This is a genomic window from Muricauda sp. MAR_2010_75 (assembly GCF_000745185.1).
Lineage (GTDB): Bacteria > Bacteroidota > Bacteroidia > Flavobacteriales > Flavobacteriaceae > Flagellimonas.
Map to the genome: position 1 here is coordinate 146800 of NZ_JQNJ01000001.1, position 20683 is coordinate 167482.

A 20683-nucleotide genomic window follows, 5' to 3' on the forward strand; every position below is an offset into this window, starting at 1 on the left:
TATACGATTATCGAATCAACAAGTCAACAAATAGTAATCCATCCCACCTATTTTCCAAGTATCGCCACTTTTGCTGCATTGGTGCAAAAGGATGTGATTTGGGAGGCTCATGATAATTTTCAGAAGCAAACCTATCGGAATCGATGCTATATCTGTACCGATAAGGGAAAACACATGCTCAACATTCCCATAAAACATGTGGGAGGACATGAAGGTCGCCAGAAATATATCGACGTTGAACTAGACAACACCTACGATTGGAAAAAGGTACATTGGCGAACCTTGGAAACGGCCTATAGAACCTCCCCTTTCTTTGAGTTTTATGAAGATGATATAAGACCGTTATACAAGGGAAATGAAACATCATTGTACGAATTTAACCTTAAGACCATACAGGCTATATCCAATTGCTTGGGACTGGAATTTTCCATGAACAAGACTTCATCTTATGAACTTCAACCAAAGGACTATTTTAATGCCCGTTTTTTGGTAGAGGCCAAAAAGGAGCTTCCCATAAAAATGAAACCCTACATACAGGTTTTTGGGGAACGCCATGGATTTATCCCCAATCTAAGTATCTTGGACCTTTTGTTCAATGAAGGGACCAATACAGTTTTCTTTCTAAAAAATCAATCTTTGGAATTTTTGGATGTATAGGCATATCATACACTACGGCATCCATTTTTTAGTGCCCATTCTCATTGCTTATTTCTTTTTTAAGGAGCAGAGAATAAAAGTTGCGCTTATTCTTTTGGCCGGCATTTTAATAGATGTGGACCACCTTTGGGCAGAACCCCTGTTCGATCCCAATCGCTGTAGTATTGGTTTTCATCTCCTGCATTCGTACTGGGCCATTTTGGTATATTGTATCCTTCCCTTCTTTAAAATCACCCGAATTATTGGGTTGGCACTCATAATCCACATCATAGCCGATTTGGTGGATTGCCTATTGCTCCGGTGAAAATCGTAACGTGGCCATGACTGGGTAATGATCGGATAATTCTTCGTTGAAATTTACATGGGAAACAACCTCAAAAACAGGGTCGGTTAAGATGTAATCAATTCGAAGTGGAATTTTCCATAAATCGTATGTTCGTCCAAAACCGGCTCCTTTTTCCAAAAATGTATCGTTTAAATCCCCTTTTACAATCTTGTATACGTTGGAAAATTGGGTGTTGTTAAAATCCCCACAAACAATATTGGTATGGGTGCTTTGTTTCAAGTGTTCATCAAAAATTTTGGCCTGCTCCAACTGTTTATTAAATGTACTGACCAATCGTTTATAGTTTTTCTCTGATTGTGCTCCATCTGCAAATGTCCTTTTTGATGGAATAATCTTAAAAGATTGTAGATGCAGATTATACACCCTTATAGTATCCTCCCTGTAAAGAATATCCGCAAACACAATATTATTTGCCGTATAGGGAAGATCTAACGAACCATGGTCCACTATGGGATATTTTGAGAGGATAGTCTGAACGGATTTACCCTCGGTAGAATATTGAATTTCCCTTCCATACGGGTATTGCTCCAATTGTTTGTACCGCCTACTATCGTGTTCTTGTACACAGATGATATCGGGATCCTCATTTTTTATAAACTCTATAATTCGATCCCCGGTATTCGGATCTTTGCTCCAACCATATTTGTCAAATCCCCGTACATTGTAGGTCATAATTCTTAGGTCTGACGACGCCACTTCACCTGCTTCATTTCCCATCCCATAAAATGAACCAAAAACAAAGTAACCAATGATCAAAGTAACCAATGACAACAAGAATTTCTTTTTTCTTTTATAGATCCAGTATCCTGCAAACAAAAGATTAAGGGCAAAAAGTAGGGGCACAAACAAGCTCAGTACAGAAAACATTGGAATCACCTGAAACGTCAAATACGATGATACAGAGGTAATCAACAAGAAAAAAGCAATCAATATGTTGATTGCAAATACGATTCCGTCTACTATGGATGTTGTTTTTGCCACAAATCAATCTTCCTTACCTGCTTTGAACAAAAAATCTTTTTCTTGCTTGGACAGACTTTCATAGCCCGATTTACTAATCTTATCCAAAATGGTATCTATTTTGCGCTGACGGGCTTCCTTGTCGTATTCCGCAGCACTCTTTTTGGTTGCATTTTTTCTATACACCGTTTTCATGGGCGCCTTCTTCTCTTTGGGCTTAAAGAGTTGGGCGATGGCATTCCATAATTTGGTAAACCCTGAACCAATGTCCCTCCCATTCAGCAATTGCCTAGCATACATATAGCCCAAAAAGGCACCGCCCAAATGGGCCAATCTACCTCCTATATTTCCGCCATAGGGAATCTGTATCAAATCTACCAACACAAAAAATGCACCCACATACCAAAGCTTCACGTTAAAGAATATGATTCTAACCTCTTGATTGGGGATATAGGCACAAATAAAAATCAATACTGCTGTAACCCCTGCCGAGGCGCCAATCAAGGCGGTATTTGCATTTAATAGCGTTGGAAATACATTATAGCTAAGCAGAAATACCAGCCCACCAACGATAACCCCTAAAAAATAGACATTGATAAATCGTTGGGCATCAAAAAGATTGAGAAAGATTCTTCCGGTAAAGTACAACATGAGCATATTCCAAAAAATATGCCCCAGTCCCCCGTGAAAAAAGGAATAGGTCACCAAAGACCATGGCTGACCGAAGAAATCCATAAAACCCTTGGGCAAATGGAACCATTGCGACACGGAATAACCCAAAAGTGCCATGGACAGTCCATCCAAAATAAAAATCAGCACATTAATGGCTATCAGCTTTTCAGCGACATTCATCCGTGCCATATAATACTGTATTCCTCTACTCGCCATAGGTCAATTCCAACGGTTATTGTTAAACTGGTTCTTTTTCCAGTACCACATCATAATAAATCCAATCAGTGCGCCTCCAATATGTGCAAAGTGCGCCACTCCGGTATTCACATTACTGATACCAAAAATTAAATCCCCCGCAATCAATAAGGGTACAAAATATTTGGCTTTAATGGGTACAGGTAGAAATATCAACATCAGTTTTGCTTCGGAATATACAAAAGCGAAAGCTACCAACACCCCATAAATAGCCCCCGATGCTCCAACTGCCGGGGTATTGAAGGCAGTGAGCATGGTATCCACAGTACTTCTTGGCACAACATTGTACCAATCTGGGCTGTATTGCCCGCTAGAGATGATGTCCATCACTTGCGCTTTGGCTATTCCTGCACTTTCCAAGGCATTCAAGCCTTCACTGAAAAAATAATAGTTTACCCCGGTATGAAGCATTGCAGAACCCAATCCGGCCGAAAAATAAAAGAAAAGGAACTTGTTCCTGCCCCACATTCGCTCCAAAGGGGTCCCAAAAGCCCACAAAGCATACATATTGAACAAAATATGCATCAGTCCACCATGCATGAACATATGACTCACCACCTGCCACCATTCAAAATTACCGTTCTTGGGAAACCAAAGTGCCAGCCATTGGAACATTTGCTCTCCATACAATTGTGTGGCAAAAAACAGGATCACATTAATGATCAATAGGTGCTTTACTGCCTCGGTCATTCTACCCATTAGCTAAATTTTTTATCGATATCTCCTTCGGAAATAATGGTGTATGTCAATTTTTGAAACGGACTCAACGTGGGTTCCTTGCAGGCAAACAAATTGTTCACCAATGCTTGCTGTGATTCTTGATCCAGAAATTCCCCGGTCCGTACGGCCAAGTTTTTGGACAGGACCTTTGCCAGCACTTCGGCCTGTGAGAGGGAACCATCCGCGTACCCCTCCTTATAATCCGCTATCAAGCGATCCAATACCGTGCCAATCCCACTTTCTGGGACCACCAGTGGAACGCCTGTCACTTTTACAGTTTCCTCTTCCAAACTTTCAAAGGCAAAGCCAATGTTTGTCAGGCTATCCTTGATTTCTTTCAATATGGCCAATTCCTGTTTGCTAAAGGTAAGTTCCAATGGAAATAAAAGTTGCTGGCTCACCCCCTCCTTTACGGTGATTTCACCCAAAAATTTTTCAAAAAGGATACGCTCATGGGCCCTTTTCTGGTGAATCACCAACATTCCCGATTTAACCGTACTCACCACATATTTTCGCCGTAATTGAAAGGTTGCGGCCAAATGCCCTTCCTGATGGTCATCGGTATAGATGCTTCCTTGCACAGCTCCTTCTGATTCAATGGCAATACTACTGAACTCTTCAATGTCCACATCCTTTTCAAGACCTTCATACAATCCTTCCCATCCTTTGCTGCTCTTTTTTTGAAAACTACCTCCGCCACCACCTCGTTGTCCCAAACCTTCTTGAAACGGATTGAAGGTAGGGTCCACAGTAACTTTGGGCAATGTTGCGCCCCTTTCCTTGTATGCATACGGTGTATCCAAATTGGGGTCATGGTCAAAATCCAAGACCGGGGCCACATTAAACTGACCCAAACTGTGTTTTATGGTAGAACGAAGAATGGCATACAGCGTATTCTCATCATCAAACTTTACTTCGGTCTTTGTGGGGTGAATGTTGATATCGATGGAGGACGGATCCACATCTAAATACAAAAAGTAGCCCGGGTACATATCTTGCTTGATGAGTCCCTCAAAAGCAGCCACCACAGCGTGGTGCAAATACGGACTCTTGATAAATCGATTGTTGGCAAAGAAAAACTGTTCTCCCCTGCTCTTTTTGGCGAATTCGGGCTTGCAGATGAATCCCGATATTTTCACCACTTCGGTCTCCTCGTTAACAGGCACCAAACGGCTTTCCATCTTGCTTCCAAAAATATGGGCAATACGTTGGCGATGCCTTGTCTTCGGAAGGTTGAAAATTTCAGAGCCATTGTTGTAAAAATGAAACTCTATATTCGGATGCACCAGGGCCACACGATGGAACTCGTCGGTAATATGCCGCAACTCCACCTGATTTGATTTCAAAAAATTACGTCGCGCTGGAATATTGAAAAAGAGATTTTTCACCGATAGGGAGGTTCCCACGGGTGTGGCTACCACATCCTGCAAAACAATCTTGCTTCCTTCAATCTTGATATGGGTACCCACTTCTTTGGATTCGGTTCGGGTCTGCATATCCACATGGGCAATGGCCGCAATGGAAGCCAAAGCTTCTCCGCGAAAACCTTTGGTCTGTAAATTGAACAAATCTTGTGCGGAGGATATTTTCGATGTAGCATGTCGTTCAAAAGATAATCGGGCGTCCGTTTCGCTCATCCCAATCCCATCATCCACCACCTGAATCAATGCTTTTCCACCATCTTTTACAATCAATTTAATGACAGTAGATCCTGCGTCAATGGCATTTTCCAACAATTCCTTCACCACAGAAGCTGGCCGTTGAACCACCTCCCCTGCTGCAATTTGATTGGCAACATGGTCCGGTAAAAGTTTAATGATGTCGGCCATTATGGATTTAGGAATATCGATAAATCAAAGTCAATTACAAAGAGAAACAGTAACACCAAAATGGCCACGATGATGACAAAACGAAGTTTTAAGTTTTTATCCCCTTCCACCTTTAGGTCATCCATCGCAGAGTTAACTTTATTTTTTAGTCCCCTTTTTGTATTTGCAGTACTCCGAAATTTATCTAGTTTGTGTTCTATTTTAAAAGGATTGCCATCGCCCTTGTAATAACGTGGTGAATAATTGAACGACTTATTTTTTCTGAGCTTTAAAGGGTTTCGCATGGTATCCTTTTCCGTGTAACTTCAAAGGTACTCAAAATAGAAAAAAGGCGTTGGGGACGGCTCCCAAAAAATGTTAACAGAATGAGACAAGTTCAAGTACAAGGAAAAAGCTCAAGCTCAAAAAAATCAACAATCCAATATTCCAACTAATTCAAGTGTCCAAAAGTAAGAAATAGCCAGATGTTTGTTCTTGGTTATTGAACTTGTACTTGAACTTAATCTTGGGTTTACGTTTACTTACCCAATACCGCCATCTGTATCGCCGCAATAGCGGCTTCCGTTCCTTTGTTGCCATGTTTACCACCACTACGGTCTTTGGCCTGCTGCATGGTATCGTCGGTCAAAACACAGAAAATTACAGGGACGTCGTAGGCGACATTCAAATCTTTGATGCCTTGGGCGGCGGCACTGCAGACAAAATCGAAATGACTGGTCTCTCCTCGGATTACGCTTCCAATGGCAATGATTGCATCCACTTTTTGGGTCTTGATCATTTTTTTGCTTCCGAAGATGAGTTCAAAACTGCCCGGAACATCCCATTTAAGGATATTTTCTGCCCTGGCTCCACAATCAATTAAAGTATCGTAAGCACCTTGTGCAAGCGCTGAAGTAATCTCGCCATTCCATTCAGAAACAACAATCCCAAACCGAAGGTCCTTCGCATTTGGGATTTTAGTCTTATCGTAAACAGATAAATTCTTGTTCTCGGTGGCCATAGTTTAGTTTTGGGCCAATCCAATAAGACCATCGATACCGATGCCCTCAGGGGATTTTGGATATTCTTCCTTGATACGTTCAAAATACCCCAATGCCTTTTCTTTCTGGTCCATTTCCATGGCAACCACCCCTGCTTTGTACAAAAATCTGGGCGTAGTGAATTCATTATCGCTATGGGCAATTGCTTTTTCGTAGTAGTCCAAAGCATCTTCAGGCTGGTTTAACTGTGAGAATGCATCACCGATTCCTCCTTTGGCCATGGCGCCCATAATGGCATCATCCGATGAAAAATTCTCCAAATGGGAAATTGCTTCACCATACTGCTGAAGGTTCAAATAGGTCATTCCCGCAGAATATTCCGCCAAATTGGCTGCTTTGGTACCGCTGTATTCCTCAATAATGTCCAAAAATCCATATTTCCCTTCAGCGCCATTCAATGCCAAAGTAAACAAGGAATCCTTGGCGGTCTCACTGGCCAAAGCTTGGTCAAAATATTGTTGTGGATAGAAAAGCTCGTTGGCCGCAGAGGCCTCTTTTGGTTTCTGAATGAATTGGTGGTACGCCAAGTAGGCCAACACCCCAATGGCTACGGCCCCAATTACTCCCAAAATATAATTTTGGTTCTTCTGAACCCACGCTTCAGTCTTGGAAGCACTCTCGTCCAAGGTATGGAAAACCTCGGCGGTTGTACTGTCATGTTCTTCAACTTGAGCCTCTTCAGCCTTATTTTTTGGCTTAAAGCCTCTCTTCTTGTATGTTGCCATGCGTCATTTAATTGGTCGCGCAAAAATAAAGTTTTTATCCAAAACCAAAAGGCAATTTATTCGTTATTTTTGGAATCTTTAATCGATTGCCAAACCCTAAAAATCACGTAGTTCCATCAACTTTTTATGTTTTTAAGGCATTTATCTTTAGTCAATTACAAAAATTTTGATTCCAAGTCGCTGGATTTTGACCCTGTGATCAACTGTCTTGTGGGCGATAATGGTGTGGGAAAGACCAACATTTTGGACGCCATTTACCACCTTTGTTTTGGCAAGAGCTATTTTAATCCGGTATCTACCCAAAACATAAAACACGATACCGATTTTTTTGTGGTGGAAGGGGAATTTGAAAAGGAAGAACGGACCGAAAAAATACTCTGCAGCTTTAAAAAAGGCACCAAAAAGGTCATTAAACGCAACGGAAAGGCCTATGAAAAGTTCTCCGAACACATTGGATTTTTACCTTTGGTCATCATCTCACCTTCGGATCGTGACCTTATCCTTGAGGGAAGCGATACGCGACGAAAATTCATGGATGGGGTCATTTCGCAGTCAGACAAAGCCTATTTGCAGGCCCTTATCAAATACAACAAAGTGCTGGTGCAGCGCAATTCGTTACTGAAGTATTTTGTGGCCAACCATACCTTCGACCCGAACACCTTGGCCATTTACAATGAGCAGTTGCACCTTCTGGGAACGGAAATCCATAAAAAACGAACAGCCTTCATTGCCTCTTTTGTCCCGATTTTCCAAGAGCAGTATGCCCATATTTCGGACAAAAACGAGGAAATCATGCTATCCTACGACAGCCAACTTTCCGAAGGAAACCTTTTAAAGCTATTGGAAAGCAATGTGGATAAGGACAGGGCTTTGCAATATACTTCGGCGGGTATCCATAAAGACGATTTGAACTTTACCATTGCGGGACATCCCATTAAAAAATTTGGAAGCCAGGGACAGCAAAAGTCGTTTTTGATCGCGCTGAAACTGGCGCAGTTCCACTTTATCAAAGAATTGGCAAGTACCACTCCCATTTTGTTGTTGGATGATATTTTTGATAAGCTTGATGAGAACCGGGTCTCTCATATTGTTGGGTTGGTGAAAAATGAGAATTTTGGACAAATTTTTATTAGTGATACCCATGCTGAACGCACGGAAAATGTTGTTAAAACCATTCACCAGAGCTATAAAATCTTTACCTTGTAATATGTCTCGAATTCTTCCCTTTTTGCTGATTTTGATGGTTATGGGCTGCAAGAAAACCTCGGTAGCCGAAGCAGACCTTCATTGTTTGAACGGTTATTGGGAAATTGATGAGGTGGTGTTCCCCGATGGCAGTGTAAAAGAATATGGGATTAACCCCAGCATTGATTTTATTCAACTGAAGGGAAACGAAGGTTATCGGAAAAAAATGCAGCCCAAGTTTGATGGCAGTTACACCACTTCCAACGATACCGAGAAATTTTCGGTCACTGAGGTGAGCAATGGTTTTGCTATGCACTATCAGAACGATTTTAGCGATTGGGAAGAGACTTTGGTTAAGTTGGATTCCACTTCGTTTGCTGTTATCAACCAAGAAGGAATCACCTATTTCTACAAGCGATTTGAACCCATTAAAATCCCAAAATAATGGCCAAACGACAAAATTCCAATTTACCTTTAAGCGAAGCGTTGAACGAATTCATCAAAGAAAATAAGCTCCAAAAAGGTATGGACAAGGTAGATGCGCGGGAAGCGTGGGCCAATTTGATGGGGAATGGGGTGAACAACTACACCACTGGCGTTGAGCTTAAAAATGAGACATTATTTGTTTCCCTCTCGTCTTCGGTACTCCGGGAAGAATTGAGTTTGGGCAAGACCAAAATCATTTCCATGATCAATGAAGAATTGGGCCGGGAATTGGTGAAGAAATTGGTGCTCCGTTAAATCTTTGTATTCCAAAATGCTGTGAAAACCATCCTAAAGACCGAGCGGCTGCATATTGCGAAAGCAGACCGCGACGATGCTGATTTTATCTTCCAGTTACTGAACAGTGCTACCTGGCTAAAATTTATTGGTGACAAAGGCGTAAAAACAAAGAAACAGGCCTTGACCTATATTGACGATAGTCTAATCGGTTCTTATGAAAAGAATGGCTTTGGACTCTATAAAATTTGTTTAAAACCTACTCTTTCTCCCATAGGACTCTGCGGATTTTTGCAGCGTGATTATTTGGACCATCCTGACATTGGTTTTGCACTACTTCAGGAATTTGAAGGTCAAGGATTGATGTTGGAAGCCTGCAATGCCTTAATGAACCATGCTGAGTCTGCACTAAAACTCGAATGTGTTTTTGCCATTGTATTGCCAACCAATGGAAAATCATGCAGATTACTTGAAAAAATTGGCTTGCAAAACGTTGGAACCATTACACCAAAAACAGGAAGTCAGGAAATGCTACTTTTCTCCAACAAAAAAAATCCATCTATCAAGTCATAACGGGTATCTGTCAATCCCAATCGTAGTTCCTGTTTTGTAATCAGCTTACATAAAGTATCAATTCATATAGACCATCCGTCAATCCTTCCTTAAAACCTCATCTAAATAGGTGTTTATTACAATCGTGTAATTAAAAACCAAAAAGGATGAAAATGAAAAACCTACTTTATTTGATTCTTCTTTCACTAGCAATTCTAGCTTGTGACAAGGAAGAAAGTGCAGAACTATCGGAAAACAACCCACCAGTAATCAAGGCACAGAACTTTAGTGCCAGCGAGTCCATAAGTGATACTAAAACTATTGGAATGGTAAAAGCTACTGATGAAGATGACGATGCGCTCAGCTTTAGCATAGCCAAGAACAGTGATGATTTTTTTGAGATTACCGATGAAGGTGCCCTCAGCCTTGTCCAGGGCAGGAGCTTGGACTTTGCCACAGCCTCCCGGCGCAACCTCAAGGTAAGTGTCTCGGATGGGACGGTTAGTGCAGAAGCCGACATCACCATCAATGTGGTAAAAGTTGATACAGAAAACCTAGCCCCAGAAATTGAGAATCAGACCTTTGACGCGACCGAAGATATTCTCCATACCACTGTAATAGGTGCCGTAGATGCAACCGACCCGGAAGGAGATAATCTCATTTTTACCATTTCTGAAAATGACAGTGACCTGTTTGAAATTACCGAGAGCGGTGACCTCAGCTTGATGGAGGGTCAGATGTTAGACTTTGAGGAAAAAGAAGAACATACCATTACAGTAAATGTATCAGACGGAAATAACAGCACTGACACCACAATAACCATAATGGTTCAAAATGTCAATGAGGCCCCAGAATTTGTTACAGGACTCGAATTTGAAGTGCCCGAGGATATAGATGATACCCATGTGATAGGAACTGTAGTGGCCAGTGATCCTGAGAACAATCAACTAGTCTTCTCCATTACCGAGGACGAGAACAACCTGTTCGAAATAACTGAATCAGGCGAACTGAGTCTCGCAGATGGGCAAAATCTAGACTTTGAGGCGGCGCAGTTTCATGAAATTACGGTAGCGGTAGATGATGGCACCAATGAAGCGGTTACAGTTCCTGTAATGGTCAATGTAACTGAGGTGGTCGAAGCTAACCCGAATGACCCTGCCTCTTTCGTGACCACTTGGGAAACTACTATCGCCAACGAATCTATCAGAATTGGGCTGAATCCAGGTTACAATTATAATTTTAATATCAATTGGGGAGATGGTACGGTAGAAAACATTACTGACAATACATATATTCAACATACCTATGTCAACCAAGGAATTCATACTGTAGCTATACTGGGTGATTTCCCTACTATTGCCATGTATCAAGATGATGCTTCAAATACCAGCATTAAATCTGTAGAACAATGGGGATTTATTGAGTGGGAGAGCATGCAGCGATCTTTTGAGTTCTGTTTAAACCTACAAATCAATGCTGAAGATGCTCCCAATCTTTCACAAGTAGCAGATATGTCCTATATGTTTTATTCTCCAGTTGCCACAAATAATAAGATTAATGGGGATTTAAGTCAATGGGATGTGAGTAATGTCACCGATATGTCATACATGTTTCATCATGCTTATTACTTAAATAGTGATCTTAGTGAGTGGAACGTAAGCAACGTCACCGATATGTCATATATGTTCTATAATGCAAGAACCTTTAACAGCAATATCAGCGGGTGGAATGTTGGTAACGTCACCGATATGTCCCATATGTTTTATTCAGCAAGTATGTTTAATCAAGACATTGGAAATTGGAATGTGGGTAATGTAACTAATATGGAAAACATGTTCCGTAGCACCATGTTCAATCATAATATTGGGAGTTGGAATGTCTCTAACGTACTCGATATGAGCGGCATGTTTGCCTATGCAACATCCTTCAACCAAAATATTGAGGGTTGGGATGTTTCAAGTGTAATTGATATGACCGGTATGTTTCAATTAGCCACATCATTCAATCAAGATATCGGGAATTGGAATGTTGGCAATGTGGAAACAATGGGCTTGATGTTTGCAGTAGCTTCTTCCTTTAATCAAGATATAAGTGAATGGAATACTGTGAATGTTATCGACATGTCCGGTATGTTCTTGGATGCGGATTCCTTTAATCAAGATATTAGTCATTGGGATACTGGCAACGTTATCGACATGTATAGAATATTTAATTCTGCAGATTCCTTTAATCAAAATCTAGGTGGTTGGGATATTGGTAGTGTAACACAAATTAACAATGGAATGACTGATTTTTTTAAAAATTCGGGGATGTCGCCAAACAACTATGCAGCTACGCTGGAAGGGTGGGTTACATTTGTGAGCAATAATAATGGACCTTATAATATTGCTTTGGGTGCCCAAGGAATTCAATATTGTAGTTCACAAATGACCCAAGATGCTCGCGATTTATTGGTCAATGATTATGGATGGACCATTGAGGACGCGGGGGGAACCAACATTTGCAATTGATAGTAATAGTATGACCATTTATTAGTGTAAAATTCCACACTTCCTACCTTCTAGACAGGCAGGAGGTATGGGATAAAAAAAGCCACTCAAATTGAGTGGCTTTCCCTATAATTTTCATTTTCAATTAAAATACTTCCCTTCCTGAAAAATGGAAAGCACCTTCTATGGCTGCATTATCATCGCTGTCAGAACCGTGAACAGCATTCTCTGCGATGTCATTTGCGTATAATTTACGGATGGTACCTTCAGCAGCTTCGGCTGGGTTGGTAGCACCGATCAATGCTCTAAAATCATCAACGGCGTTGTCTTTTTCCAAAATGGCAGCTACAATGGGGCCACGGGTCATAAATTCTACCAACTCCCCAAAAAATGGACGCTCTTTGTGGATGGCATAGAATTCCTCGGCATCCCTTTTGCTCAACTGTGTGTACTTCATGGCTACAATCTTGAATCCAGCAGCCGTTATTTTTTCCAAAATCGCACCAATGTACCCATTCTCAACGGCATCGGGCTTGATCATGGTAAACGTTCTATTTCCAGTCATTTACTTTAAATTTTGCGCAAAAGTACGCTTTTTCACATAACGGGCAAGGCTTAATAGGTCTGTTTTAATCCCTGTAAGACCACCCCATCATCACCCATTATCTTAAAATCGACTTTTTTATTTTTAAAATTTATGGTAATGGTTCCATAGCTTTTACTGGAAACCACCTCCCCTACCCGATACCGATTCGGTTCTCCACTAAAACTAAAATACGAATGGGTGAGGCCACTACTGGTGAAGTCAATCAATGGATAGGGCATACCGGGAAGTACTTTTTTAGAAAACTCGGAGATATGTCGGTCTCCCGATAAGACCATCACCCCCTTTGCTTTGGAGTCCACAATCATATTTTCAAGCTTTTCCACTTCCTTGGGAAAATTGCCCCAAGTTTCAAATCCATGCTCTCCTGATAAAAACTGGATACTGGACATAATCAGATTAAAATCGGCATCAGAATTGTTCAATTCTGTTTGCAACCACTTCCACTGCCCTTCACCAAGAACCGTAGCCTCTTCATCCCTGTTGGGTTTGTATCTTCGGTCAGGGTTTTCGTCCCTCACCAATTCGCTTCTAAAATAACGCGTGTCCAAAATCAAGATTTTAACTTTTCCCTCGGGGGTTTCATAGTCATGCGAAGTATAAACCCCTTCTTGACTCCTTCGCTCACTATCTTTGGGCGCCCCCATAAAATCCAAAAACACCTGCAGGCTTTCCTTTTTCACAGCAAACTCAGCACCGCCATCATTGACCCCAAAATCGTGATCATCCCAAGTACCTATAATAGGAACCTCTGCCTTCAATGCCGCATAGCCCTTAACCGTATCCTGTTGGGCATATATGGCCCTTAATCTTTCAATATTATCCGTATCCGCATAGACGATATCGCCACCCCAAATCCAAACATCCGGTTTTGCCGCCAAAATATCATCCCAAAATGGGTTCGGCTCCTGAGACATATTACAAGAACCAAAGGCCACTACAAAAGTGGCATTCGTTGGACTATTTTTCGGTTTGCATCCCAAAAAGAGCACAATCGTGCACAATAAAAAGGAAAAAAGTCTCATTCCCATGATTTTTCGAAAAACAAAAATAGGGCACGACAAGTTACCTCTATATTATATTATTGTATATTTGGCCGCATGAATTTAGCGGATATCACGACAGTTAAGTCGATTCTTTCCCAGCCTCAAAAAATCGTAATTGTACCCCATAAAAACCCCGATGGTGATGCCATGGGCGCTTGCTTGGGCCTTTGTGGTTTTTTAAAGGGAATTGGGCAAACGGCCCATGTGGTCTCCCCTAATGATTATCCAAAATTTTTAAAGTGGATGCCCGGAAACCAAGAGGTCATCAATTTTGAATGGGAGAACCAAGAGGCAAAAAAACTTCTGGACGAAGCATCGGTAATTTTTACATTGGATTTCAATGATTTGTCCCGAACTGGCCAAATGGAATCTGTTTTGAAAGAAAAACAAGCAGATTTTATTATGATCGACCATCATCAACAACCGCATGATTATGCCAAGGTGACCTATTCTGATGTATCCATGAGTTCCACCTGTGAAATGGTCTATAATTTCATTGGGTATTTAGGGCATAACGATACCATTACGGCCGACATTGCCACCAACCTGTACGCGGGCATTATGACGGATACAGGTTCATTTAAGTATCGCTCCACTTCAAGTCAGACCCATCGGGTGGTGGCCGACCTAATTGACAAAGGAGCGGATAACATGGAAATCCACCGTCAGGTTTTTGATACCAATTCGCCTTCACGCCTGCACTTGTTGGGCGTTGCACTCAGCAATATGGTGATTCTACCAGAATACAGAACGGCTTATATCACCTTGACCCAAGAGGAATTGGACCAGCACGATTTTAAAAAAGGGGACACGGAGGGGTTCGTAAACTATGGTTTAACACTGGAAGGCATTATTTTTGCCTTGATTTTTATTGAAAACAAGGAAGAGGGCATCATCAAGATTTCATTGCGTTCCGTTGGAGATTTCTCCGTAAACAAGTTTGCACGTGAACATTTTGATGGCGGTGGACATGACAACGCTGCCGGTGGAAAAAGTGACCTATCCATGACGGAAACGGTGGAACGTTTCAATACCATCTTGAAAAACTATAAAAGTGAATTGAATCCATGAGACCAGTCCTGATTCTTTTATTGGCATTGTTTTACTTGAGCTGTGGAGGCCCAGAACCCCGCAGACCCGTGGAGGTAAAATCCGGAAGCTTTTTTAAGGAATCCGTGGAAAGGAACAAAGCGTTGTTGGCCAAAGAGGAGAAATTAATTCAGGAATTGATTGCCAAGGATACAATTCACGCGTATTTGACGAGTCCCAATGGGTTTTGGTACTATTTTGAAACCAAAAACGATACGGCCACCTATTTGCCGCAAACAAATGACCAAATTTTGTTCTCGTACAATGTTATGTCATTGAACAATGATACCATTTACAGTGCGGAGGAAATTGGACCAACATCGCATGTGGTGGACAAACAGCAACTATTTCCAGGGCTGCAAAATGCGGTGAAATTGCTTAAAATAAGCGAAAAGGCCACTTTTGTGTTCCCTTCATTGCAAGCATACGGTTATCAAGGGGACAATAATGCCATAGCGCCGCGGACTCCCATAAAATCATCAGTGGAACTCCACACAATCATTATTAATAAAGACAGTATAAATTAAAACGCATAGACAAATGAAACAATCCCTATTACTGATCACATTGTTTTCCATGGTTCTTTTTGGATGTAAATCCAGCAAGTATGCCGAATTGGGCGATGGTATCTTTGCCGATATCCAAACCACCAAAGGAGACATTATTGTGAAATTGGAATATGAAAAAACCCCTGTGACCGTCGCCAATTTTGTATCGCTGGCCGAAGGCAACAGCCCGTTTGTGAGCGATGAATACAAAGAAAAGAAGTTCTACGATGGGGTAGCCTTTCACCGGGTCATCAAAGACTTTATGATCCAAGGGGGAGACCCATCAGGCACAGGAAGCGGAAATATTGGGTACACCTTCAAAGACGAATTCAACGATTCTTTGTTGCACTCCAAAAAAGGAATCCTTTCCATGGCCAACCGGGGCCCAAAGACCAACACCAGTCAATTCTTTATCACCCACAAGGCAACACCTTGGCTTAACGGCAAGCATACTGTCTTTGGTGAAGTGGTTCAAGGAATGGATGTGGTCGATTCAATCGCCAATGTGGAAACAGTACCGGGTGACAAACCCAAAGTTCCTGTGGTCATGAACAAAGTAGAAATTGTTCGTAATGGCAAAGAGGCTAAAAACTTTGATGCCGTTCAGGTGATGAGTGATTATTTTGAAGAGGCCAAGTTAGCGGAAGCAGCGTTCAAAAAAATGAAAGAGGACTTGCTTGCCGAATTTGCCCAGCAAAAGGAAGAAGCCGAAGAAACATCAACAGGTTTGAGAATTTTTTCATTAGTTAAAGGCGAAGGCGAACAACCTATAGAAGGACAACAAGTATTGGTCAATTATGCCGTTTATTTACCCAGTGGCGAATTGCTTGAAAGTAACATTCAAGAGGTTGCGGAAAAGTTCAACCAATTGAATCCAGGACTAAGAGACCGAGGAGGCTATACTCCAGTTCCCATGTTATATGGTCCCCAGGCCAACTTAATTCCTGGTTTTAAGGAAGGTCTTCAAAGCATGAAAGTGGGTGACAAAGTAAGGTTGTTCATCCCACCACATTTGGGCTACGGTGCACAAGGCAGTGGGCCAATTCCTCCTAATGCTAATCTTACTTTTGATTTGGAAATTACAGGAATCCAAGAATAATCCTAATTGAGTAAACATAGAAAAAGCCGTACTTTTCCGTGCGGCTTTTTTTATGGCTGAACCGCTGAACAATGGGACAGAAAACCAAAACTAGCATTGCGCTTGCCCTACCCTTACAAATCCTATTGGTGAAATGGGTGGGGAGCTATCCCAATGTTGTGGAGAACTACTATAGCAATGGCCTTTACCCTATTATTTCAAAGACATTGCGATTTCTGTTGGGTTGGATTCCATTTTCAGTTGGGGATTTGCTCTATACCGTCTTGGTCATTCTTACAATTCGACATTTGTACAAGCATTGGAAATCCATCAAAGTAAGACCCTTGTTTTTTTTAAAGGATATTGTTGTGGTTCTTTCAATCGCCTATTTTGCCTTTCATCTGTTATGGGGCATGAACTATTACCGCCAGCCCATAACTTGGAAATTGGGTATTGAAAAAGAGTATACGTTGGAGGAACTGATTGACTTTTCTGAATACCTTACCGAAAGAACCAATACCTATCAAATGCAAATTACCGGCGATAGTTTAGTGGCTGTGGAAGCACCCTATATTCGAAGGGAAATTTTTCAAAAAACAGAAGAGGGTTATCTGAAACTACAAAAGGATTATCCTGATTTTCAATACCAAAACCATAGTCTAAAATCATCCATTTACAGTATTCCCCTAACCTATATGGGCTATGGAGGATATTTGAATCCGTTTACCAACGAAGCCCAAGTGAACGGTATTATGCCTTTTTTTAGATTGCCTGCCGTGAGTGGGCATGAGGTGGGTCACCAATTGGGCTATTCTGCTGAAGATGCCACCAATTTTATAGGATTTTTAGTGACTTCCAACAGTGACGACATCTTTTTTAAATATTCAGCCTACAATCATGCCTTGGGATATTGCCTTTCTGACTTAGCAAGAAAAGATGAAGCCAAATCAAAGGAAATCATTGCCCAATTGCATCCCGGGGTCAAAAAAAACTACCAAGAATTGCGAAGTTTCTGGGAAAGTTATCAAAATCCCATGGAGCCATTGTTCAAAGCCATCTTCAACACCTTTTTAAAAGTGAACAATCAAAAAGAGGGGATTCAAAGCTATCACTCCGTGGTTGGACTTATGATCAACCACCATAAAAAAGGAGGGTAAATCCAACTTGTGCAAAACTCACACTTCCGTTACCTTTAGTCCGACTAATTCAATACTGGATATATGAAACTTAAACTAACGGCTCTGATCCTATTTTTAGGAAGTGCTTCCCTGTTCGCGCAGGAGTATTTTCCAAAAAACGATGGGGTAAAAGCCAAAAACAACAATTACCGGGCATTCACCAATGCCAAAATTTACGTAACTCCTACTGAGGTCATACAAAATGGAGCGCTACTCATTCAAAATGGAAAAGTGGTTCAGGCTGGAAAATCGGTTACCATTCCTAAAAATGCTGTTGTTGAAGACTTGGAAGGAAAGTTCATATACCCTTCTTTTATTGACGTGTTTTCTGATTTTGGGGTAAAAAAGCCTGAAAAAGCAGACGCTCAAGGTAGATCTTCGCAATATGAACCCACTCGGGAAGGGTATTATTGGAATGACCACATCATGCCCGAAAACAATGCGCTGGCCAATTTTTCCTATGATGCCAAGAAGGCCGAAGAACTTAGAAAGGCTGGTTTCGGTGTGATGAATGCACATATCCAGGATGGGATAGCTCGCGGAACCGGAGTATTGGTTGCCTTGAACGATGAGGGCAGCGAGGCCCAACGTATCCTAGAGGATAAATCTGCCCAGTACTTTTCTTTTGATAAGAGCATCGCAAAAACCCAATCCTATCCAACTTCCATTATGGGAGCCATCGCCTTAATGCGTCAATTGTATTATGATATGGATTGGTACAGCAAGGGCAATGTGGACACCAAAGACCTTTCTCTGGAAGCTTTAATTGCCAACAAAGGGCTTACTCAAATTTTTGCCGCTGGCGAAAATGGAAATGTCCTACGTGCCGATAAAATTGGCGACCAATTTGGAATACAATATGCTATTTTGGCCGGAGGTGACGAATACGAACGCATTCAGGATATTAAAGCAACCAATGCCAAATTGATTGTGCCCGTAAATTTCCCCGATGCTTACGATGTGTCCAATCCGTATGAAGCCCAATATGTCTCCCTAAAAGACATGAGACATTGGAATTTGGCTCCATCCAATCCAAAGGTCTTGGAAGACAATGGTGTTGAGTTTTCATTCACCCTGCATGATTTAAAGTCACCTTCCGACCTTACATCAAAATTACAAAAGGCTATTTCGTATGGACTTTCCAAAAGCAAAGCATTGGAAGCGCTTACCACCACTCCTGCGTCAATCTTAGGTAAATCTTCCGAAATTGGTTCCTTAAAGCCCGGTAGTCAAGCTAACTTCTTGATTGCATCTGGGGATATTTTTGATAAAGAAACCACACTTTACGAAAACTGGGTGCAAGGTTCCAAAAATGTAATTCAGTCCAAAGACCAGAAAGACATCCGTGGCGACTACAATCTCTCGGTTAACGGTCAAACCTTTGTGGTTTCCATTACCGGTGAGGTCAACAAACCAAAGCTTGAAGTCAAAAAAGGAAACGAAAAACTGGAATCCAAAATTGATTATAGTGCAGATTGGTTGAATTTGGCCTTTTCAGAAAATGAGACCACTTCTTATCGTCTAATTGCCCAAGTGCTTCCCACTTCTGAAAATATTGTGGCCAAGGTGGTACTTTCTAATGGAACCGAAGCTACTGCAAATCTGACCAAAACAGCCCCGTTTGAAGAAAAATCAAAACAGAGCACTTCCGGGAAACCAAAGTTGATGGCACTCTCTTATCCGAATGTGGGTTATGGCTATAAAACCAAACCCAAGCAGGAAAACATCCTCTTTAAAAATGCCACTGTTTGGACAGGTACTAGCATTTTGGAAAACACGGATGTACTTGTGAAAAATGGAAAAATTTCAAAAGTGGGGAAAGGACTCAATGCCAGTGGAGCTACTACAGTAGATGCTACTGGAAAGCATCTTACCGCTGGTATCATTGATGAACATTCTCACATTGCCGCGGTCACCATCAACGAAGCAGGTCATAACTCCTCCGCAGAAGTTCGGATGAAGGACGCCATTGACCCAGAGGATATGAACATCTACCGAAACTTGGCAGGTGGCGTTACCACCATTCAACTTTTGCATGGTTCGGCCAACCCCATTGGTGGTCGTTCTGCCATCTTACGATTGAAATGGGGTGAAAATTCTGATGGGTTGATTTTCCCCAGTTCACCCAAGTTCATAAAATTCGCTCTGGGTGAGAATGTAAAGCAGTCCAATTGGGGCAGTGTTTCCCGTTTTCCACAAACCCGAATGGGTGTAGAACAGGTCTACACAAATTATTTCCAGCGTGCCAAGGAATACGATGCCAAAAAGAAAAGTGGACAACCCTATCGCTATGATGAGGAAATGGAAGTTTTGGCAGAAATTTTGAATGGTGAACGCTTTATCAGCTGTCACTCCTACGTGCAAAGTGAAATCAACATGATGATGAAGGTGGCGGAGAAATTCAATTTTACTGTAAATACCTTTACCCACATTTTGGAAGGTTACAAAGTGGCCGATAAAATGGCAGAGCACGGTGTGGGCGGTTCCACCTTCAGCGATTGGTGGGCTTATAAGTTTGAAGTCAACGATGCCATTCCCTACAACGCAGCCATTATGAGCAGTCAAGGGGTTACCGTGGCCATCAACAGTGACGATGCCGAAATGTCCCGTAGATTGAACCAAGAGGCTGGAAAAACCGTGAAATACGGAGGCATGTCCGAATTGGAAGCCTGGAAAATGGTAACCCTGAATCCGGCTAAACTGTTGCATATCGATGACCGGGTAGGAACCGTAGAAGAAGGCAAGGATGCCGATTTGGTGTTGTGGAGCGACCATCCGCTCTCGGTATATGCCAAAGCCGAGAAGACCCTAATTGAAGGCGCCGTTTATTTTGATTTGGAAAAGGATAAAATGCTACGTGAATCTGTTCAGAATGAGCGAAATAAACTCATCAACATGATGTTGAGTGAAAAGGAAAACGGGGCAAAGACCCAAACCCCGGTCCAGAACAAAAAAGAACGATTTGAATGTGAAACCCTTTAAAAAACAAG

At 41.7% G+C, this 20683-nt stretch carries 21 protein-coding genes; 12 read left to right on the plus strand and 9 right to left on the minus strand.

Annotated features, from left to right (window positions below):
- Window positions 1-9 precede the first annotated feature (9 nt).
- Together FG28_RS00665 and FG28_RS00670 are read left to right on the plus strand one after the other, a co-directional pair.
- On the plus strand, window positions 10-657 hold the full coding sequence (locus tag FG28_RS00665; protein ID WP_036379099.1) for a WbqC family protein: 648 nt from the start codon (window positions 10-12) through the stop codon (window positions 655-657).
- Window positions 650-961 (plus strand): DUF6122 family protein, encoded by a 312-nt coding sequence (locus tag FG28_RS00670; RefSeq protein WP_036379100.1) that lies wholly within the window; start codon window positions 650-652, stop codon window positions 959-961. The genes FG28_RS00665 and FG28_RS00670 overlap by 8 nt, the downstream gene beginning before the upstream one ends.
- Here FG28_RS00670 and FG28_RS00675 read toward each other — a convergent pair.
- From FG28_RS00675 to FG28_RS00705, 7 genes are all read right to left on the minus strand, one after another.
- Window positions 947-1984, minus strand: coding sequence for an endonuclease/exonuclease/phosphatase family protein (locus tag FG28_RS00675; RefSeq protein WP_051947132.1), 1038 nt, complete (start codon window positions 1982-1984; stop codon window positions 947-949). The two genes, FG28_RS00670 and FG28_RS00675, sit on opposite strands and share 15 nt — an antisense overlap.
- A 3-nt stretch (window positions 1985-1987) precedes the next feature.
- Entirely contained in the window at window positions 1988-2851 is an 864-nt protein-coding gene (locus tag FG28_RS00680; RefSeq protein ID WP_036379101.1) for a rhomboid family intramembrane serine protease, read from the minus strand.
- 3 nt (window positions 2852-2854) lie between these two features.
- Entirely contained in the window at window positions 2855-3589 is a 735-nt protein-coding gene (locus FG28_RS00685) for a rhomboid family intramembrane serine protease (RefSeq protein WP_036379103.1), read from the minus strand.
- Window positions 3589-5439: a DNA mismatch repair endonuclease MutL gene (mutL, locus tag FG28_RS00690; protein ID WP_036379104.1), complete on the minus strand. Its 1851-nt coding sequence runs from the start codon at window positions 5437-5439 to the stop codon at window positions 3589-3591. The genes FG28_RS00685 and mutL overlap by 1 nt, the downstream gene beginning before the upstream one ends.
- On the minus strand, window positions 5439-5564 hold the full coding sequence (locus FG28_RS21075; RefSeq protein ID WP_316930835.1) for a hypothetical protein: 126 nt from the start codon (window positions 5562-5564) through the stop codon (window positions 5439-5441). The genes mutL and FG28_RS21075 overlap by 1 nt, the downstream gene beginning before the upstream one ends.
- Window positions 5565-5956: 392 nt before the next feature.
- On the minus strand, window positions 5957-6439 hold the full coding sequence (gene ribH / locus FG28_RS00700) for a 6,7-dimethyl-8-ribityllumazine synthase (RefSeq protein WP_036379106.1): 483 nt from the start codon (window positions 6437-6439) through the stop codon (window positions 5957-5959).
- 3 nt (window positions 6440-6442) lie between these two features.
- Entirely contained in the window at window positions 6443-7204 is a 762-nt protein-coding gene (locus tag FG28_RS00705) for a tetratricopeptide repeat protein (protein ID WP_036379107.1), read from the minus strand.
- Window positions 7205-7330: 126 nt separating this feature from the next.
- On the opposite strand from FG28_RS00705, the gene recF reads away from it, so the two are divergent.
- From recF to FG28_RS19960, 5 genes are all read left to right on the plus strand, one after another.
- Window positions 7331-8410: a DNA replication/repair protein RecF gene (recF, locus tag FG28_RS00710; protein ID WP_036379108.1), complete on the plus strand. Its 1080-nt coding sequence runs from the start codon at window positions 7331-7333 to the stop codon at window positions 8408-8410.
- 1 nt (window position 8411) lies between these two features.
- Entirely contained in the window at window positions 8412-8834 is a 423-nt protein-coding gene (locus FG28_RS00715) for a hypothetical protein (RefSeq protein WP_036379110.1), read from the plus strand.
- Entirely contained in the window at window positions 8834-9130 is a 297-nt protein-coding gene (locus FG28_RS00720) for a DUF721 domain-containing protein (protein WP_036379111.1), read from the plus strand. Before FG28_RS00715 ends, FG28_RS00720 begins: the two co-directional genes overlap by 1 nt.
- Window positions 9131-9151: 21 nt before the next feature.
- Window positions 9152-9682 (plus strand): GNAT family N-acetyltransferase, encoded by a 531-nt coding sequence (locus FG28_RS00725; protein ID WP_036379112.1) that lies wholly within the window; start codon window positions 9152-9154, stop codon window positions 9680-9682.
- 152 nt (window positions 9683-9834) lie between these two features.
- Window positions 9835-12171, plus strand: coding sequence for a BspA family leucine-rich repeat surface protein (locus FG28_RS19960; RefSeq protein WP_197062529.1), 2337 nt, complete (start codon window positions 9835-9837; stop codon window positions 12169-12171).
- A gap of 124 nt (window positions 12172-12295) precedes the next feature.
- Here FG28_RS19960 and FG28_RS00735 read toward each other — a convergent pair whose 3' ends face one another.
- Together FG28_RS00735 and FG28_RS00740 are read right to left on the minus strand one after the other, a co-directional pair.
- A complete protein-coding gene (locus tag FG28_RS00735; RefSeq protein WP_036379113.1) occupies window positions 12296-12715 on the minus strand; it encodes a nucleoside-diphosphate kinase in 420 nt (139 codons plus the stop codon).
- A 50-nt stretch (window positions 12716-12765) separates the two neighbouring features.
- A complete protein-coding gene (locus FG28_RS00740; RefSeq protein ID WP_036385954.1) occupies window positions 12766-13779 on the minus strand; it encodes an alkaline phosphatase D family protein in 1014 nt (337 codons plus the stop codon).
- Between the two features lie 75 nt (window positions 13780-13854).
- Here FG28_RS00740 and FG28_RS00745 point away from each other — a divergent pair, with 75 nt between their 5' ends.
- The 5 genes from FG28_RS00745 (at window position 13855) to FG28_RS00765 (ending at window position 20675) form a co-directional block, all read left to right on the plus strand.
- Window positions 13855-14871, plus strand: a complete 1017-nt coding sequence (locus tag FG28_RS00745; protein ID WP_036379115.1) for a bifunctional oligoribonuclease/PAP phosphatase NrnA — start codon at window positions 13855-13857, stop codon at window positions 14869-14871.
- Entirely contained in the window at window positions 14868-15416 is a 549-nt protein-coding gene (gldI, locus tag FG28_RS00750) for a gliding motility-associated peptidyl-prolyl isomerase GldI (RefSeq protein WP_036379116.1), read from the plus strand. The genes FG28_RS00745 and gldI overlap by 4 nt, the downstream gene beginning before the upstream one ends.
- Before the next feature lie 13 nt (window positions 15417-15429).
- Window positions 15430-16536 carry a peptidylprolyl isomerase gene (locus FG28_RS00755; RefSeq protein WP_036379117.1) on the plus strand — a complete coding sequence of 369 codons (1107 nt, stop codon included), beginning with the start codon at window positions 15430-15432 and terminating at the stop codon, window positions 16534-16536.
- Between the two features lie 71 nt (window positions 16537-16607).
- Window positions 16608-17672 (plus strand): DUF3810 domain-containing protein, encoded by a 1065-nt coding sequence (locus FG28_RS00760; protein WP_036379118.1) that lies wholly within the window; start codon window positions 16608-16610, stop codon window positions 17670-17672.
- A gap of 63 nt (window positions 17673-17735) precedes the next feature.
- Window positions 17736-20675 (plus strand): amidohydrolase family protein, encoded by a 2940-nt coding sequence (locus FG28_RS00765; RefSeq protein WP_036379120.1) that lies wholly within the window; start codon window positions 17736-17738, stop codon window positions 20673-20675.
- The last annotated feature ends 8 nt before the right edge of the window (window positions 20676-20683 follow it).

Coding starts and splice junctions, on each gene's coding strand:
- FG28_RS00755 (WP_036379117.1), top strand. CDS start 15,430: ATGAAACAATCCCTATTACTGATCACATTGTTTTCCATGGTTCTTTTT.
- FG28_RS00715 (WP_036379110.1), top strand. CDS start 8,412: ATGTCTCGAATTCTTCCCTTTTTGCTGATTTTGATGGTTATGGGCTGC.
- FG28_RS00705 (WP_036379107.1), bottom strand. CDS start 7,204: ATGGCAACATACAAGAAGAGAGGCTTTAAGCCAAAAAATAAGGCTGAA.
- FG28_RS00680 (WP_036379101.1), bottom strand. CDS start 2,851: ATGGCGAGTAGAGGAATACAGTATTATATGGCACGGATGAATGTCGCT.
- recF (WP_036379108.1), top strand. CDS start 7,331: ATGTTTTTAAGGCATTTATCTTTAGTCAATTACAAAAATTTTGATTCC.
- FG28_RS00720 (WP_036379111.1), top strand. CDS start 8,834: ATGGCCAAACGACAAAATTCCAATTTACCTTTAAGCGAAGCGTTGAAC.
- FG28_RS00765 (WP_036379120.1), top strand. CDS start 17,736: ATGAAACTTAAACTAACGGCTCTGATCCTATTTTTAGGAAGTGCTTCC.
- FG28_RS00735 (WP_036379113.1), bottom strand. CDS start 12,715: ATGACTGGAAATAGAACGTTTACCATGATCAAGCCCGATGCCGTTGAG.
- FG28_RS00760 (WP_036379118.1), top strand. CDS start 16,608: ATGGGACAGAAAACCAAAACTAGCATTGCGCTTGCCCTACCCTTACAA.
- FG28_RS00670 (WP_036379100.1), top strand. CDS start 650: ATGTATAGGCATATCATACACTACGGCATCCATTTTTTAGTGCCCATT.
- FG28_RS00745 (WP_036379115.1), top strand. CDS start 13,855: ATGAATTTAGCGGATATCACGACAGTTAAGTCGATTCTTTCCCAGCCT.
- ribH (WP_036379106.1), bottom strand. CDS start 6,439: ATGGCCACCGAGAACAAGAATTTATCTGTTTACGATAAGACTAAAATC.
- FG28_RS00740 (WP_036385954.1), bottom strand. CDS start 13,779: ATGAGACTTTTTTCCTTTTTATTGTGCACGATTGTGCTCTTTTTGGGA.
- gldI (WP_036379116.1), top strand. CDS start 14,868: ATGAGACCAGTCCTGATTCTTTTATTGGCATTGTTTTACTTGAGCTGT.
- FG28_RS19960 (WP_197062529.1), top strand. CDS start 9,835: ATGAAAAACCTACTTTATTTGATTCTTCTTTCACTAGCAATTCTAGCT.
- FG28_RS21075 (WP_316930835.1), bottom strand. CDS start 5,564: ATGGATGACCTAAAGGTGGAAGGGGATAAAAACTTAAAACTTCGTTTT.
- mutL (WP_036379104.1), bottom strand. CDS start 5,439: ATGGCCGACATCATTAAACTTTTACCGGACCATGTTGCCAATCAAATT.
- FG28_RS00685 (WP_036379103.1), bottom strand. CDS start 3,589: ATGGGTAGAATGACCGAGGCAGTAAAGCACCTATTGATCATTAATGTG.